This is a genomic window from Komagataeibacter xylinus (genome assembly GCF_031081985.1).
In the GTDB taxonomy this organism is placed as follows: Bacteria; Pseudomonadota; Alphaproteobacteria; order Acetobacterales; family Acetobacteraceae; genus Komagataeibacter; species Komagataeibacter xylinus_E.
The window spans coordinates 95,677-112,939 of the sequence record NZ_JARWSK010000007.1 but is presented as its reverse complement, the minus strand read 5'-3'; the positions used below and the strand labels follow the sequence as shown (position 1 = coordinate 112,939).

The window sequence follows — 17,263 nt, the reverse complement described above, 5'->3', positions numbered from 1 at the left end:
AGGGATTGCTGATCGTATTTTTATGGCATGCGTCCGGCCGCGTGCAAACCACCCATACAAAGACACCCCGGCCCTTGCGGGCCGGGGTGCGGATCATGAAGACCGATGCAGGCAGGGGCCTTATTTGCTGGCGGCGGCCTGGCTTTCCTTGGCTTCCTTCAGCACGGCGGAGAGACGGTCGTTACGCAGCCATTCCTCCAGCTTTTCGGGTGTCATGGGGCGGGCGAACAGGTAGCCCTGCACCACATCGCACCCAAGCTGGCACAAAAGGTCAAGCTGGCGCACGGTTTCAACACCTTCGGTCACCACCGTCATGCCAAGACGGCCGCCAATGCCGATCACCGCCGTGGTCACGGCCTGGGCGTTGGCATCGTGCTCGAGGTTCATGATGAAGCTGCGATCGATCTTGATCTCGGTCAGCGGCAGGCGCGTCAGCCTTGAAAGCGACGAATACCCCGTGCCGAAATCATCCATCGACAGCGCAACGCCAAGGTTGCGGATGGACTGGAGGACCATGTTGGTGTCCTCGTTTTCGGTCATCATCACGCTCTCGGTAATCTCGACCGTCAGGCGGTGGGGCTCGAGCTTGCTGTCACTGAGCAGGCGGGCAATGAAACCGGGCAGGTTGCGGTTGCGGAAGTGCCCGGCGGAAAGGTTGACCGCCACCGTGGGCACGTAAATGCCATGGGCATCCCATTCCAGGATCTGCCGCACCGCGCGCTCGAGCGACCAGGTGCCGATCGCCTCGATCTGCCCGGTTTCCTCCGCCACGGCAATGAAGCGCGAGGGGTAGATGTTGCCCAGCGTGGGGTGGTTCCACCGCGACAGCGCCTCCACGCCATACAGCGTGTTGTTACGCACGTCGACCTGTGGCTGGTACTGCAGGTTGAGCAGGCCCTGCGCCAGCGATTCACGCAGTGCCGAGCCCAGCAGCAGCCGGTCCTGCGCGGCCTTGTTGTCTTCCGAGCGGGCAAGGTGGGTCATGCCCAGCCCCGAGCGCTTGGCCTGCCGCATGGCCTGCTCGGCATAGCTGAGCAGGGATTCGCCATCCGGCCCGTTCTCGGGGAACAGGCTGATGCCGATGCCCAGCGTGGGCACGATCATGTTGCCGCCGATCTCGATGGGCTGCTTGACGCTGCCATGCAGGATATCGGCGAATTTGAGCGCCTCCTCCCGGCGCGTGTTGGGCACGATGATCAGGAACTCGTTCGGGCCGGAACGGCTGAGCACGTAGTTGCTGCGCGATACCCCCTTGAGCCGCTCGGAAACCGATTTCAGGAAGCCATCGCCATTGATATGGCCCAGCGCGTCGTTGATATCGCGGAAGCGGTCGATATCGATCATGTACAGCGCGAAATGATTATCCCCCGGCTGCCCGATCAGCGAGCGGATGACCTTGTGCACCGCCGTGCGGTTGAGGAAGCCGGTCAGCGGGTCGTAATTCGACAGTTGCGAGATGTGCTGGCGCGCCTCGTGCTGCTCGATCAGCACGCCACAGAACGGCACGCAGCTATTTACGATCTGCGCGGGCCAGCCGCCCCGGTTGCGCTCGGAGCGCGAATACAGCGCGAAGATGCCGGTAATGCGCCCGTTACGCGTGCGGATGGCCGAAGCCCAGCAATGATGCAGCCCCAGCGAGATGCCAACCGAGCGGTAGCTGTCCCACACGATGGTCGTCGCCTCGTTCAGGTCGTTGGCGAGGGCGGCGATATCGGCCTCGGTCAGGCGCATGTCTTCGAGGGCTGCGGCGAAGCGGCGCGGCATGCCGGGACCCGAGAGAATACGCAGGCGGCTCTGCTCATCAAGCAGGATCAGCACGGCCACCGTATTGGGCACCAGCGTCTCGACCTCGCGGCAGACCATGTCCGCCACGTCCTGGATCTGGATCTCGCTTGATAGCGAGCGGAACACCGTATTCTGCAGTTCGACCACGCGGCTGCGATGGCCCGCGCCGGTAATGCCGCGCACCATCATCAGGCGGTAGCGGCGCCCGTCGGCCCCCACGCGCGCCGCGGTCAGGCTGACCTCGGCGGAGATGTAGTCGCCGCTGCGGTTCTCGAACGTGACCTCCCCCGACACCGGCTCAACCGCCTGGATCGAGGCGTTGATGTCAAAGGGTGCCGCCCCATTCTCCACCGATGCGGCCATGAGTTCCCCCACGGGCCGCCCTGTGAGCTGGCCCGGGTCGTAACCCCATAACGTCTCGGCTGCCGGGTTGGCATAGAGGATCGTGTTATGGTCATCGATGATGACCATGCCATCTTGCGCCTGATGCAACAGTTCAAAACTGATCTCAGGAATGGCTACAACGGCTGGTGAAGGGGTAGGGTTCTGCGTTTTCATAGGGATCCAAGGTTAAGCAGGCCTGTTTCCAACCAGGCATGGGGACAGCGAACAAGCCAGGGATGGGGGCGAAACTATTTCTTCGTCTTGCTTTCGGCCGCATTCGAGGCAATCAGCTCGAGCGCAAGGGTCTTGGCTGGCCCCTGCGACCATTCAAGCAGTTCCGCCGGTGGCATGGGCCGCGCGAACAGATAGCCCTGCACCACATCGCAGTTCAGTTCCTGCAGCAGCTTGAGCTGGGCCTCGGTCTCGACGCCCTCGGTCACGACGGTCATGCCCAGGCGGTTGCCGATGCCGATCACCGCCGTGGTCACGGCCTGGGCGTTGGGGTCATGATCAAGGTTCATGATGAAGCTGCGGTCGATCTTGATCTCGGTCAGCGGCAGGCGCGTCAGCCGCGAGAGCGACGAATACCCGGTGCCGAAATCATCCATCGACAGGCCAACACCGAGGTTACGGATGGCGGCGAGGCCTTCCATCGTATCCTCGTTCTCGTCCATCATCACGCTTTCCGTAATTTCCACGCACAGGCGCTCGGGCGAGATCTGGCGCTCCTTGAGGATGCGTTCGATCAGCGCAGGCAGCCCGCGATTGCGGAAATGGGCCGCCGACAGGTTGACCGAAACGGTCGGCACGTAAAGCCCGGCGCGCTCCCAGTCGATGATCTGCCTTGTCGCCTCTTCAAGCGACCAGGTGCCGATCGTCTCGATCTGCCCGGTATCTTCCGCCACCGCGATGAAGCGCGAGGGGTAGATGTTGCCCAGCGTCGGATGCTTCCACCGCGAGAGCGCTTCCACGCCATACAGCTTGCCGGTCTTGATATCGACCTGCGGCTGGTAGTGCAGGTTGAGCATGCCCTTGGCCAGTGAGTCCCGCAGCGCCGAGCCGAGCAGCAGCCGGTCCTGGGCGGCGCGGTTGTCAGCCGTGCTGGACACGCAGTAGCCGCCGCGTGCCTCCTTCTTGCACCGGCGCATGGCAATCTCGGCATGGCCAAGCAGGGATTCGCTATCTGGCCCGTTCTCGGGGAACAGGCTGATGCCGATGCCAAGGGAGACGACGAGCAGGTTCCCCGCGATCTCGATGGGTTCCTGCATGGCCTTGATCAGCGTTTCGGCAAAGGCCACGGCCTTGGCTTCATCACTGTCGGGCATGACGATGACGAACTCGTCCCCGCCCGACCGGCTGAGGATGTAATTGCTGCGCGACAGCTCCTTGAGCCGCTGGGCCACCGCCTTGAGGAAGGCATCGCCATTCATGTGGCCAAGCGTGTCGTTGATATCGCGGAAACGGTCGATATCGATCATGAACACCGCGAACTCGTTGTCACCCGGGCGGTCAATCATCGACTTGATGACCTTGTGGATGGCGGTGCGGTTATGGAAGCCGGTCAGCGAATCATGGTTGGCGAGCTGGGCGATATGCTGCTGCGCCTCATAGTTCTCGATCACCACGCTACAGAAGGGCACGCAGCCCGACACGATCTTCTGCGGCCAGTCGCTCAGCTTGTACTGGTTGCGCGAATACAGCGCGAAAATGCCCGAAATCCGCCCGTTGCGCGATTTGATGGCCGAGGCCCAGCAGTTGTGCAGCCCCAGCGAGATGCCGAGCGAGCGGTAGCTGTCCCACACGATGCTGTTGGCTTCCGACAGGTCATTGCCCAACGCCGCAAGGTCGCCTTCGGTCAGGGACATGTTCTCGAGTGCCGCGGCATAACGGCGCGGCAGGCCGGGACCGGACAGGATGCTCAGGCGGTTGTTCTCATCAAGCAGGATGATGACCGAGACCGTGTTGGGCACGAAGCTTTCCACCTCGCGGCACACCAGATCGGCCACGTCTTCAACCAGCATGTCGTTGGAGATGGCCTGGAACACCGTATTCTGCAGGTCAAGCAGCTTGCGGCGGTGGCTCTCCTCGGTCACGCCTTTCATGAAGGCCATGTAATAGCGCTTTTTTTCCGGCCCGAGCAGCGCGGTCGAAATCGACATCTCGCCCGAGATGTAGTCACCCGCCTTGTTCTCGAACGTCACCTCGCGCGAGGTGCCGACAATGCGGTTCATGCCCGTCTTGCGGTTCTTGTAGATATAGCTGTCATGATCGCCACGATAGACCGATGGCACGAGGCAGCTCACGTTGCGGCCCAGCACCTCGTCCTCGGAATAGCCCCAGAGCTTCTCGGCCGCCGGATTGAAAAAGACCACCTCGTTGCGTTCGTTGATGATGACCACGCCATCGGTCGCCTGCTCGAGCAGCTGGAGGCTGACATCGGCGGTCATGTCAAGTTCGCGCTTCGGGGTCTGGGCAGACGTCATTGCGGGGGCATCGTGAGGATTCATTACATGCTCTTGCTGTTTCATGAGAAAATTAGCGCCTCTCAGGTACAGGGACTGGATACGGGAGAAGAGACGGCGCGTATGGAACCGGCGGGAGACCCCGCTCCTGTCATGGCCGCGGCCTGGGCCGACTGCGCGGGGTGGCCGATCAGATAGCCCTGGCCTTCGTCACACCCTTCGGCGGAAGCGATGCTGAACTGGCCTGTGGTTTCGATCCCCTGTGCCAGAACCGATATGCGCAGCGCGTGGCCCATGAGCAGGATGGAGCGCACAAGCTGCGCCGCCACCGGGTCAGTATCGACCTGCTGCATGAGCGAACGATCGATCTTGAGCTTGGTGAAGGGGAACGCACGCAACATGTGCAGCACCGACTGGGCGCCCCCAAACTCATCGAGGGCAAGGCGCACCCCGAGGGCCTGCAGGCTGTTGGCCATGGCCAGCGCACGGTCGGGATTGCGCTGTACGGTTTCTTCCGTGATCTCGATGACCAGGCGGTCAGCCGCCAGCCCGCTGCGGGCAAGGTTTTCCTGCACGGCCACGACAAAGCGCGGCTGGAGGAACTGGGCGGCGGACATATTGACCGCGATGCGGATGTTTTCATCCCACCCTGCGGCAGCCGCACAGGCGGTCTGGAGCACCCATTCGCCGAGCTTGATGATCAGGCCGCTTTCATCCGCAAGCTGCAGGATCTCGGGCGGGGTTATGGCGCCGCGCTCGGGGTGCTCCCAGCGCAGCAGCGCCTCGTACCCGGAGATCTCACCCGTGGCCACCACGGTCTGCACCTGATAGTGCAGCGAAAGCTGCCCGTCGGCCATGGCGGCCTTCAGGTCCTCGCCCAGCGCGCGGCGTTCGCGCATGTTCTGGTCGAGCGTGCTTTCATAATACCAGATGGTGTGGTGCGGGTCGGTCTTGGCGCGATACATGGCCATGTCCGCGCGCGAAATCAGGGTCTCGCTGTCGGTCGCATCCACGGGGTAGACCGCAACGCCAATGCTGCCGCCACTGGTCACCACGTAATCCTCGATGGGGATCGGCTGGTTGAGCGCCTGCTGAATCCGCTCGACAAAACCGTGCAGTTCGGCACTGTCGGACGTGCGGTGGATGGCGATGAACTCGTCACCGCCAAGTCGGGCCACGAACTCGCCATCCGCAAGCAGGGCACTGAAGCGCTCGGCCAGCGTGGTCAGCACGATATCGCCTGCGGCATGGCCACGGGTATCGTTGATTTCCTTGAACTTGTTCAGGTCGATGCCAATGACGGCAAACTGTTCGCCATCGCGGTTGGCCCGGCTGACCTCGTTTTGCAGCCGCTCGTTGAAGCTAATGCGGTTGGGCAGGCCGGTCAGCCCGTCCGACATGGCCATGCGATGCAGTTCCTCATAGGATTCCTGCCGCACGCTGCCATCAATGACGAACGAGGCGATACCGGCGATGAGCATGAGCAGCGTGCCCCCGATGACCGCAAGCCCCAGCACCATGAGCTGCCCGTTATCGTGCGCGGCCAGCATGTGCTGCGGCATGGCCACAACATGCATGGCTTCCATGCCGGTAAAATGCAGCCCGGCAACGGCGCCGACGAGGGCGAGCGTCGTCTCGATCTCGCGGCGCGGATTGACCGGCCGCAACGCCAGCATGAAGGCGGTGGCGGACAGGGCCATGCCAACGACGATCGACACCACCACAAGCAGGCTGCTCCACACCACGGGCGCATCAAGCCGGTAGGCGGCCATGCCAGTGTAATGCATGCCGGCAATGCCAAGCCCGAGCACGATGCCACCGAGCATGCAGCCGCCACGGCCATACAGCCCTACGGCCAGCATGACCGCCAGCGGCACCGCGGCGAGCATGACAAGAAGCGAAAGCCCCGTGCGCAGCGGGTCAAGATGTAGATGGGTATTGCAGTGATAGGCCAGCATGGCGGCAAAATGCGTGCACCATACGAAACTCGCCCCCGCCATGCTGGCAAGGCAGTACCAGCCCAGCCGCTGGCGGCCATGGGTCTGCGCCACCCGCGTGACCAGCCGCATTGTAATCCACGCGCCTGTTACGCAAACGATCAGCGCACCAGCGAGCAGGAAGGGATCATACACCTTCAGTTCATAGATATGATTGCTCATGACTTCCATTTTTGAGCGCCAATACCATGCGTTTACGAAAACAGGTTCCAACAAACACCTGGCTCCACATGGGGCATTGTGGAAACCTTCTGGCATCAACCGCTCGCAACAAGGGCATCCAATGGGTTAATCAGCCATTTGTTTTTATATTTGCTGAGATTAATCGTATATTAGTAAACATTCATTCATAATGCAACAAAAAATTATCCTAAGAAAATTTAATGAATACCTTAGAGCATCCATAGCCCTGACAGTTAAAGATATTTCCTATTTTAAAGTCGTAACGGCTAAATTCCAGAATAAGGAGATTTAGGCTTATATTCCTATTTTTTTATTTATAGAGAGATGATCTTTACCATTGCCAGACGCCATCAGGACAAACATCCTTGCCCATATCCGTCAGGGTAACATCCGCTGAAAAATTCGGTCACGATAAATGAACAGGTGATAAAACCCTGCAAAACCATGAAAGAGCGCAACCCAGAACAGTAACCATGCATTCCAGTGATGTAATCCTGAAAAAAAGGAATGCGTCCCGTGCATCAACATGGGCAGGGGGGAGTTGATCGGCACGCCAAACGCCATGATGGGCCGCCCGGTAGACCAGCGCGCCATGTAGCCGAACACGATCTCGCCGCCGAGCAGCATATAGAGCAGGCGATGCACGCTGCGCCCTACGCGGTCCTGCATTGTCACGATGGGGAAATGAATGGCCCGGCCGCCGGTCAGGGCCCATACCACGCGAATGATGAACACCGTGGCCAGCACCACGCCGAGCGAGGTATGCGTGGCTACCAGAAAAGGCCGCCACGGCGCCGTGCGGGCCATGAAATGCCAGCCCACCTGCCCCACCACGAACTGCTCGAGCACGAGCACGGCGGTCAGCCAGTGCAGCCACCGCGTCTCCCAACTGTAGTGCTCTGGCCGCGAGGGTAGAGAAGATGCGGTCATCCGGCGACCTCTAATCAAATTTATCTATTAAGAAGGCCGTGGCTTACCCCGGCCTGCCATCAGTTGACGCCTGGCAGAATCGCGCTGTCTTCGCCACCAATATTCATATTGGTATAGTTGCCATCGGTCATGCCGGGTGCAGCACTGCCCGAGGCGGAGCCAGGCATCATCATCGCGCCGCTCATCTGGTCGGATTCCGCATTGTCGTTGCGGAACTGCGGCACGCCCCCACCGGTTCCGGTCTCGGGGGCGCTGTAGGCAGGCGGCATGCCTGCCGCACCATCACCATTATCCTCGCCCGCCGCATAGCTGCCCCCGCCTGATGCAGCACCTGCCGAATGACCGCGCGCATGAGCCACGCCAGCCGGGCCGCAGGCCAGCACTGCGCCAAACGCCAGGACCGCCAGCCCTTTCGTGATTTGACCTGCCATGTGGTTACCCTCCCTCTGTGGAGCATGGAGCTGTTTCCATGGCCCCTTTTTAAATTGGCGCAGTCGCCCCATATTACCAATGTTAATCATGCATGCATGAACGGCTGTGCATTCCCGCCACGCATGAAGCATGCGCATGCCATGTAACATTATGCCACGTAGCACGTAACACCGGCAGGGGTGCATGGTTGTCATGAAACGTAACGGAGCGCACAGTCCGCTCCCGCGTCCCCTGGCAACTGCCGCGATGGAGAATGAAAAATGACCAGACTCGCCACCCTTCCCCTGTCAGACCTGATTGTGGTGCCCGACCTGCTCGCAGCACCGGTCGGCACCGTGATGCTCGCCTCGGAAATCTCGCGCGATGACCAGAAAATCGTCATCCGCAGCCACCTTGTCGGCCCCAACGGCACGACGCCCGGCCTGATATTGATGACAGCGGATGCGCGGGGCTATTTTGCGCCTGATGAAGCCTGCACCGCCTTCGTGCGCACGGCCATTGACGTCACCGCTGCCATGCCGCTGCTCTTGACGAAGATCGTACCCGGCTTTCGCTACAAATACGACGCCGTGGTGCGTGGCGATGTGTGGCAACTGAAGGATGCGCAGGGCAAGCCGTTCACCGGCCTTGCCATTGGCTCATCAGATGAGGAGGAAAGCAAGGTCTTCGCCTATGCCCGCATTGAAGGCGGCCGGATTGGCGATATCGTACCCGGCGAGCGCGTGGCCTATCTGGGGCAGCTTGATTTCGGGGCAGGTCCCGCCGTGCCCACGCTGGGCTGAACCCCTTCCCCGCCCGCCTGATGCGGGCGGGGAAAACCACAAGCGCGGGTCATGCCGCGCCGGGCTGGCTTTCAAGGCTGGCCGAATTGGGCGTGCGCGGCAGGAAGAAGCGGATGATGCGCGCAAGGTTGGGCGCAAGCTTGGGCCGCACCAGACGCGGGTCATAACCCGAGAAGCGGCGCTCGTTCTCGATCAGGCAGATATCGATCATGTCACGCAGCTTCACATCGACATCGGCCACTTCCTTGGTGCCGTTGACGGTGAAGTTGTTGTCCTGCTCGTGCTTGTTGCCATCGGCATCGAACGTGGTGACCATGCCCAGCCGCTCATAGAGCAGGAAGAACCATACACCGAGCACGCGCGCCTCGAACCACGGGCGCTTCCACCACGGCATGGTGGCGCGGTGCCAGGCCAGCCAGTTGGCGAACAGAAGGATGTGGCGGCATTCCTCCTGCATCACCGGCTCGAACGTATCGATCAGCGCGGGCGGGAAGAAGGCGGATTTCTGGGCAATGGCAAACAGGCCGAAGGCAAAGAAGCTGTCCACGCATTCGGAAAAACCGGTGACCATATAGGCCCATTCCACATCGCGCGGCTCGATGTAGGGCGGCTCGGAGGCGAGCGGAATGTTGTAGGCCGCCACCATCTTGGACAGCACTTCCTTGTGCCGGTTCTCCTCCCACGCATTGCGTGACAGGGCGTCCTTCATGTCCGGGTCATCGATCAGGTGGGCATAGGCTGCCATGCGCAGGCGGGCCTTGCCTTCGGTCTGGACCGCAATGTCCCAGATCGGCAGGGAGGTGACGCGCTGCAGCGTCTCGTCATCGAGCTTGGGCCACTCGATGACGGATGGCTTGTAGGGGTTGAAGGTCTCGCGGAACATGTCCGCCACGGCCTTCTTGTGCGCGGCCGAACCCGGCTTGAGCGGGCCGGCAACCGGGCTGGACCAGTGCCGCGCATTGAAATCGGCCTTCGCCACGGCATCCGCCGTGGCGGTACCCGGATCACGGGCTTCAGGCAATGTTGTGTAAATGTCAGAAAGTGATTTCGTCATGTCGGCTCGCTGTTCGGAACGGTGTCGCGTGAATACGCCGGCCGATGAGGCGTTCATTCAAACTGCCTGACACCCTCGTTGCCGGTTCCCATATCATAAGTCCATGCAAAGTGCAGAACTGTTATCTGAAATCCGCAGAAGAGGTTTTTACCCTCTCCTGCGGAACGGAACGCCAGCATTATGGGCGAGCCCGAAACCTCGCCTTGCCCTAGATCAATGCAGGTCCGAGATCTTGTCGATCACGCGCGTCACCAAGCCATAGGCAATCGCTTCGTCAGCCGACATCCAGTAGTTACGGTCGGTGTCCTTGCACACCTTCTCGTAAGGCTGGCCGGTCTCGCGGGCGAACAGGTGGTTGAGCCGCGCGCGCATCTTGACGATCTCGCGGGCCTCGATGTCGATATCGGTGGCAGGCCCCCGCACGCCGCCCATGGGCTGGTGCAGCAGGAAGCGCGTGTTGGGCAGGCAGTAGCGCCGCTCCTTGTTGCCGGCGGCAAAGATCAGCGCACCAGCGGAAGCAACCCAGCCCGTGCCGATCATGTTCACCGGCGCCATCGAATCGACAAAGCGGATCATGTCGTGAATGGTGTCGCCGCTCTCCACATGGCCGCCGGGCGAGTTGACGTACACATCGATCGGCTTGTCGGACGCACCGGCAAGGGCCAGCAGGCGGCCGGTCACGTCACGGGCGATCTTGTCGTTGATCGGGCCGAACACCAGCACCTTGCGCTGGTCGAACAGGCGGCTTTCAAGCTCGCCAATGGGCGAGGACAGCGTGCGGTTCTTGTCGGGCTCCTCGGTTTCCGGGCCCTGGGGTTCGGGGATATCGGGATCTCTCGGGTCTTCATCATCCATGCGGATGCGGTAGTTCGGCTGCATGCCGTTCATCGGGTTCTCCCTCTTCTCCGGGACTGTCCTGGTCATGCCCTTATCCTGCGCTGCCTTGCGCCCGGTGCCAAGTCCCGAGCGTGCAATCAGGTGGAGAGGTGGTGCACGTCATGACGCAAGTGACGCAACCCCTCTCGCTAAGAGCGGCATTGCAGGCTAGTTTGCCCCGGTCGTGTCGTGTGCAGGCCACAAGGGCCATGGGAGCTAGAGATTGGGAAAGCGGGTGCCATCGCCAAGTCCCGGAAGAATTTTTTTTCCGCCATCATGCAGCGCGCGTGCCGCACGGCCCGCCATGCTGGCCCTGTGCGCGGCAGCGCTTGCGGGCTGCGTGCACCACCAGGACACGGTCGATACCGTGACACAGTGGTACCACCAGTACCAGGGTGGCGTGATCAGCCACCAGCGCCCCCCGCCACCGGGCACCCACCAGCCCTACCCCAAAATCGGGCTTGGCCCGCGCAAGGCGCCTGAACTCCCCTCGCCCGACCTGCGCGAGGACATTACCGCCGACCTCGAGGCCCAGCACGAACTCAACGAGCGCCAGGATGCGATCATGGGCACCATGCCCACGATGGCGGATATTCCACCCATCCCCTCGCACACGCAGTTCGGCACGCAGTCCGCCTCGCTCAAGGCGGCGGACAGCCCCGACACGCCTGCTACCCCCGCCCCCCGCGCCACGGCCAGCCCGGCGGCGGACGGCGCGCCCGCAGCCCCCCCCGCCACGCAGACCGGCCCGGACGGAAGCCCGCTCTATGGCAGCAATGGCCAACTGCTCATGCCCGCGGTCTCGGCGATGGTGAGCGAACACCCAGAGGCCATTCCCACCAACCTGCCCCCCATTGCCCAGGAAGCACCCGCCCTGCCCAAGGTTGGCGGCATCAGCCTGCCCGACAACGCGGCGCGTGACGGGCTCGACCTGCCCAGCTACCACCTTGCCAGCGCCGATGACGGGCCAACGGTGCATTTCCTGCCCGGCTCGGATCACATTGCCGATGGCGAGGATGAGGTGGTGGACAACGCCGTGAAGGAACGCGGCGACAATTTCGTGATCGTGAACGGCTACGGCAACGCCACCAGCGCCACGGCGGAAGGGCAGACCGCCGCCCTCAACCTCGCCATACTGCGCACCCGCACCATCACGTCCATGCTCGTGACCCGTGGCGTGCCCACGTCAAAAATCGTGGTGCGCGCGCATGCCTTTGGCAATGGTGCAAGAATTGCCGTGCTGCGCTAGAGTACTGCCCGCAGGCCCGACACGCGGGCCTGCATGAGCTGATTCATAACCCGGCGCGCGCATTTTCCGCCCGCCCGCAACAGAGCGTCCCATGACCGAAGAATTCCATCGTATCCGCCGCCTGCCGCCCTATGTCTTCGCTGAAGTCAACAAGGCCAAGGCCGCCGCCCGAGCGCGGGGGGAGGATATTATCGATCTCGGCATGGGCAATCCCGACACGCCCACGCCGCCGCATATCGTGCAGAAGCTGGTCGAGACCGTGTCGGACCCGCGCGCGCACCGCTATTCGGTCAGCCGGGGCATTCCCGGCCTGCGCCGGGCGCTGGCGGGGTATTACGAGCGCCGCTTCAACGTAAAGCTCGACCCTGAGACCGAGGTGATCGCGACCCTTGGCTCAAAGGAAGGGCTGGCCAACCTCGCCTCCGCCATCACCAGCCCCGGCGACACCATTCTGGTGCCCAACCCGTCCTACCCCATCCACCAGTTCGGCTTCATCATCGCGGGTGCCTCCGTGCGCTCGATTCCGGCCACACCGGATGATGAAATGCTCGAGGCCCTCGACCGCGCGGTGCGCCATTCGGTGCCCAAGCCCACGGCGCTGATCGTCAATTTCCCGTCAAACCCGACCGCGTACCTGGCCGATCTCGATTTCTACCGCAAGCTCGTGGCATTCGCCCGCAAGCACGAGATCTGGATCCTGTCCGATCTGGCCTATGCCGAGATCTATTTTGGCGACAACGTGCCGCCCTCGATCCTTGAAGTGCCGGGCGCGAAGGATATCGCGGTCGAGTTCACCTCGCTGTCCAAGACCTATTCCATGGCGGGCTGGCGCATGGGCTTTGCCGCGGGCAACCCGAAACTCATTTCGGCGCTGACACGCATCAAGTCCTACCTCGATTACGGCGCATTCACCCCCATTCAGGTTGCAGCGGTGGCGGCCCTGAGCGGCCCGCAGGACTGTGTTGCCGAGATTCGCGACATCTACCGCAAGCGCCGCGACGTGCTGATCCAGGGCCTGCACGCGGCAGGATGGGACGTGCCCTCGCCCGAGGGCTCGATGTTCGCCTGGGCGCCAATTCCCGAGCGGTTCCGCGACCTTGGCAGCGTCGGCTTCTCCAAGCTGCTGCTCAGGGAGGCAGGCGTTGCCGTAGCGCCCGGCCTTGGCTTTGGCGAGCATGGCGAAGGCTTCGTGCGCATCGGCCTGGTGGAAAACACCCAGCGCCTGCGGCAGGCCTGCCGCTCCATCCGCCATTTCATGACCGAACATGGTGGCATTGCCCCCACCAGCCAGCAGGCAGCCCCCCTGCCCGATGAACAGCCCGCCCATTCATGACGGCCCACCCGGTTGACGGAAAACAGATGACTTCTTCACCTTCCCCCTCCCCCGCACCCAAACCGCCCCTGCGCATCGGCATTGCAGGGCTGGGCACGGTTGGCGCTGGCGTTATGAAACTGCTGCGCGAGAACGCGGCCCTGATCCGCGCCCGCGCCGGCCGCGAACTGGCAGTCACCGCCGTGAGCGCGCGCGACCGCACGCGCGACCGCGGGGTTGACCTGTCCGGCGTGGCCTGGTGCGACACACCCGAGGAACTGGCCACTCACCCCGATGTGGACGTGGTGGCCGAACTGATTGGCGGCGCCGAGGGCGCCGCCCGCCTGACCGTGACCCGCGCGCTGGAAAACCGCAGGCCGGTGGTGACCGCCAACAAGGCGCTGATCGCCATCCACGGCGCGGAACTGGCCTGCACGGCGCAGGCCGCAGGCGTGCCGCTGATGTTCGAGGCGGCGGTGGCCGGCGGCATTCCCGCCATCAAGACCGTGCGCGAGGGGCTGGCGGCGGACCGCATCCTTCAAATCGGCGGTATCCTCAACGGCACGTGCAACTACATCCTGAGCGTGATGCACGAGACCGGCCGCGACTTTGCCGAGATCCTGGCCGATGCCCAGAAGCTGGGCTATGCCGAGGCTGATCCCTCCACCGATGTCGATGGCATCGACACCGCCCACAAGCTGGCCATCCTGGCGGGGCTGGCCTTCGGGCGGCCGGTGGTGTTTGCCTCGCTGTATATCGAGGGCATCCGCCGCATTGGCGCGCTGGACCTGCAGTTCGCGCGCAAGATGGGCTACCGCATCAAGCTGCTGGGCATTGCCCGCCAGCATGAAAACGGCATCGAGGCCCGCGTGCATCCGTGCCTCGTGCCGCAGGATGCCCCGATCGCGCAGGTCAATGGCGTGTTCAACGCCGTGGTGGCGGAAGGCGCGTTTGTCGGCCGCCTGATGCTTGAGGGCCGGGGTGCTGGCGAAGGGCCAACGGCCACCGCCGTATGCGCCGACCTGATCGACATCGCGCGCGGGGCCGCCATTCCCGTATGGGGCTGCGATGCCGACAGCCTGACGCAGGCCGTGGCCCTGCCCGCCAAATCGTTCATGGGCGAATACTACCTGCGCCTGAATGTGGAAGACCGCCCCGGCGTGATTGCCGACATCACCGCCGTGCTGCGTGACAATGGCGTTTCGCTGCGCAGCATGCTCCAGCATGCCGATGCGCATGAAACCCGCCCCGACGGCACCCATGCCGTGCCACTGGTGCTGCTCACCCACAAGACCAACGAGGCGGCCATGCAGCATGCCCTGCATCATATTGCCGAACTAAGCGCCGTGCTGGACGAGCCTGCCCTGATCCGCATCGACGCGGGCTAGGAACGGCGCGGATGGGCACAGTTCCATCCGCGCCCCGCCGCTGATTCTGGCCCCTGCACAAGGACCTGCCCGTGCCTGTTACCGACCTGACATCGCCCGCTCCCGCCACGCAACTGGCTCAGGACGGGGCAGCGCCCGCCGTGCTGGGCGTAACCCGCAGCGTGACGGGGCGGCGATGGACATGGCGCGCGGGCAGCCAGGCCAGCCATGCCGACCGCATGGGCATGGCCATTGCCCAGCAGACCGGCCTGCCCGAGATCGTGGCCCGCATGCTCGCACTCCGCCATGTCAGCCCCGAACAGGTGGAGAGCTATCTCAAGCCCGTCATGGGCCAGATGCTACCTGACCCCTCGACGCTGGTAGATATGGACGTGGCCGCCGCGCGTATGGCGCGCGCCATACGCGATGGCGAGACCATCGGGCTGTTTGGCGATTATGACGTGGATGGCGCATGCTCCACCGCACTCCTGACCGCCTTCCTGCGCACGCAGGGCTGCACGGTGCTCACCCACATCCCCGACCGCATGACGGAGGGCTACGGCCCCAACATTCCCGCCCTTGAAGCCATGCAGGCGCAGGGTGCGCGCCTGATCATCTGCCTCGACTGCGGCACGGCGGCGGTCGATGTGCTCGAGCATGTCAGCCAGAGCTGTGATGTGATCGTGCTCGACCACCACCAGGTGCAGGGCGCGCTGCCCCGCGTGGTGGCAACGGTCAATCCCAACCGGCCGGACTGCCCCTCTGGCCTGCGCCACATCTGCGCGGCGGCAGTCGCCTTTCTGGCGGCAGGGGCCACCACGCGCCTGCTCCGCCGCGAAGGGTGGTTTGAAACCCATCCCGACCCGCAGCTCAAGCACAGCCTCGACCTGGTGGCGCTGGCCACCGTGTGCGACGTGATGCCGCTGACCGGGCTGAACCGCGCCTTCGTCATCCACGGGCTGAACATCATGGCCCAGCGCGGGCGCACGGGGCTTGCCGCCCTGCTGGAAGCCGCAGGCGCGCGTGACCCGCTCTCCGCCTTTACCTGCGGGTTTGCGCTCGGGCCGCGCATCAATGCCGGGGGGCGCATTGCCGATTCCGGGCTGGGGCTGCGACTGCTGCTGTCAGATGACGCCGCCGAGGCGCAGGCACTGGCCGACAAGCTGAATTCCGTCAACCATAACCGCCAGAGCGTAGAAGCGGGCATTCTGGACCGCGCCATGGAACTCGCCGCCGCCCAGCTCGAACAGGGCCATGCCGTGCTGGTGCTTAGCGGACGCGACTGGCACCCCGGCGTGGTGGGCATCGTGGCCGGGCGCATAAAGGAAAAATTCAACCGCCCCGTGCTGGTGGGTGCGGAACTTGATGATGGCAGCGTGAAAGGCTCGGCCCGCTCCGTGCCGGGGCAGGACCTGGGTGGCGCCATCATCGCAGCACGCCAGGCAGGGTTGCTCACCTCGGGTGGCGGCCATGCCATGGCAGCAGGGTTTGGCCTGCCTGCCGAAGGGGTTCCGGCGCTGCACGACTTTCTCGACCGCTACCTTGCCTCCGCGGCCGACCTGCCTGATGCGGTAGACCTGACCATTGATGCCGTGGTGAACGTGGCCGCGGCCGACGTGGCGCTTGCAACCGACATGGACCGCCTTGCCCCCTTTGGCGCAGGCAATGACGAACCGCTCCTCGCCCTGCCCCGCGTGCGCGTGGCCTATGCCGAGCGGATCGGGCGCGAGGGCAATACCCTGCGCCTGACACTCCAGGGCGAAGGCCGCGGCCCGCGGCTCAAGGCGCTGGTGTTCCGCGCCAATGAAAGCCCGATCGCCCCGGTGCTCGAAGACCGCGACGCGCCCCCGCTGCACCTTGCGGGCTGGCTGCGGGCCGAGAGCTGGAACGGGCGGACATCGGCCACGTTCTTTATCCGCGATGTGGCGATCGCTCAATAATTTCAGTCTTTTTTGAATCAGGGGGTTGACCTGCCCCCCATGGCGGGATACTTACCGCTCACGCCTTTAGTCCCGTTCGTCTAGAGGCCTAGGACACCGCCCTTTCACGGCGGCAACACGGGTTCGAATCCCGTACGGGACGCCAGCTACTTTACCGCAGTTTTCTGCAGGTCATGGCTGATTACAGGTACTTCTCTGATTTCCAGTCTGTTGGGGCTTGAGCCAGACGGGTTTCCGTCATTTGGCTATATCAGAAATTGTCGTGAGAAAATCACGGTCAATGTATCCGCAAAACATGCGCCTCAGCCGCTTTGCCGCAACGCAAAACGGGCCGAGATCGATTCGAGCCGGTTTCGTGATATCTCTGCCATTGAACAGCATCCCGATCGGGCAGTTGATCGAACGCTATCGGGCGTCCGCACAGATTCTCTGCATGTGCGGAAGTGGCATTTTACGAAGGTACTGATGCGGGCAAGGATGCCAGAAACTGACGGGGAAAGCATCGGGAAG

General features: G+C 63.1%; 12 protein-coding genes and 1 tRNA gene. 6 read left to right on the top strand and 7 right to left on the bottom strand.

All coding sequences use genetic code 11. The features are described 5' to 3' along the window. Positions 1 to 120: 120 nt before the first annotated feature. The 5 genes from QEG70_RS13760 to QEG70_RS13740 form a co-directional block, all read right to left on the bottom strand. Complete coding sequence (locus tag QEG70_RS13760) at positions 121 to 2,343, bottom strand: sensor domain-containing protein (RefSeq protein ID WP_308721193.1); 2,223 nt, start codon at positions 2,341 to 2,343, stop codon at positions 121 to 123. Positions 2,344 to 2,417: 74 nt separating this feature from the next. Then, on the bottom strand, positions 2,418 to 4,676 hold the full coding sequence (locus QEG70_RS13755) for an EAL domain-containing protein (protein ID WP_308721192.1): 2,259 nt from the start codon (positions 4,674 to 4,676) through the stop codon (positions 2,418 to 2,420). A 38-nt stretch (positions 4,677 to 4,714) separates the two neighbouring features. After that, entirely contained in the window at positions 4,715 to 6,790 is a 2,076-nt protein-coding gene (locus QEG70_RS13750; RefSeq protein ID WP_308721191.1) for a putative bifunctional diguanylate cyclase/phosphodiesterase, read from the bottom strand. A gap of 399 nt (positions 6,791 to 7,189) precedes the next feature. Then, a complete protein-coding gene (locus tag QEG70_RS13745) occupies positions 7,190 to 7,741 on the bottom strand; it encodes a cytochrome b (protein WP_308721190.1) in 552 nt (183 codons plus the stop codon). Between the two features lie 59 nt (positions 7,742 to 7,800). Next, positions 7,801 to 8,172: a hypothetical protein gene (locus tag QEG70_RS13740; RefSeq protein WP_308721189.1), complete on the bottom strand. Its 372-nt coding sequence runs from the start codon at positions 8,170 to 8,172 to the stop codon at positions 7,801 to 7,803. A gap of 261 nt (positions 8,173 to 8,433) precedes the next feature. Between QEG70_RS13740 and QEG70_RS13735 the strand changes: the two genes are divergently transcribed. Continuing rightward, positions 8,434 to 8,955 (top strand): hypothetical protein, encoded by a 522-nt coding sequence (locus QEG70_RS13735; protein ID WP_308721188.1) that lies wholly within the window; start codon positions 8,434 to 8,436, stop codon positions 8,953 to 8,955. A gap of 49 nt (positions 8,956 to 9,004) precedes the next feature. Here the strand turns inward: QEG70_RS13735 and QEG70_RS13730 are convergent, their stop codons facing one another. Then, the gene (locus QEG70_RS13730) at positions 9,005 to 10,009 is read right to left on the bottom strand and encodes a ferritin-like domain-containing protein (RefSeq protein WP_308721187.1); all 1,005 of its coding nucleotides are present in this window, start codon (positions 10,007 to 10,009) and stop codon (positions 9,005 to 9,007) included. Positions 10,010 to 10,222: 213 nt separating this feature from the next. Then, positions 10,223 to 10,897, bottom strand: coding sequence for an ATP-dependent Clp protease proteolytic subunit (locus QEG70_RS13725; protein WP_130730752.1), 675 nt, complete (start codon positions 10,895 to 10,897; stop codon positions 10,223 to 10,225). A 211-nt stretch (positions 10,898 to 11,108) separates the two neighbouring features. Here QEG70_RS13725 and QEG70_RS13720 point away from each other — a divergent pair, with 211 nt between their 5' ends. The 5 genes from QEG70_RS13720 to QEG70_RS13700 all read left to right on the top strand — a co-directional run bounded on the left by QEG70_RS13720 (position 11,109) and on the right by QEG70_RS13700 (position 16,898). Beyond that, a complete protein-coding gene (locus QEG70_RS13720) occupies positions 11,109 to 12,134 on the top strand; it encodes a hypothetical protein (protein ID WP_374762609.1) in 1,026 nt (341 codons plus the stop codon). A gap of 91 nt (positions 12,135 to 12,225) precedes the next feature. Beyond that, entirely contained in the window at positions 12,226 to 13,467 is a 1,242-nt protein-coding gene (locus tag QEG70_RS13715) for an LL-diaminopimelate aminotransferase (RefSeq protein WP_308721185.1), read from the top strand. A 26-nt stretch (positions 13,468 to 13,493) separates the two neighbouring features. Continuing rightward, positions 13,494 to 14,834 carry a homoserine dehydrogenase gene (locus QEG70_RS13710; RefSeq protein WP_308721184.1) on the top strand — a complete coding sequence of 447 codons (1,341 nt, stop codon included), beginning with the start codon at positions 13,494 to 13,496 and terminating at the stop codon, positions 14,832 to 14,834. A 71-nt stretch (positions 14,835 to 14,905) separates the two neighbouring features. Continuing rightward, the gene (gene recJ / locus QEG70_RS13705; RefSeq protein ID WP_308721183.1) at positions 14,906 to 16,753 is read left to right on the top strand and encodes a single-stranded-DNA-specific exonuclease RecJ; all 1,848 of its coding nucleotides are present in this window, start codon (positions 14,906 to 14,908) and stop codon (positions 16,751 to 16,753) included. A 69-nt stretch (positions 16,754 to 16,822) separates the two neighbouring features. Further along, a tRNA-Glu gene (locus QEG70_RS13700) sits at positions 16,823 to 16,898 on the top strand. Positions 16,899 to 17,263: the final 365 nt, after the last annotated feature.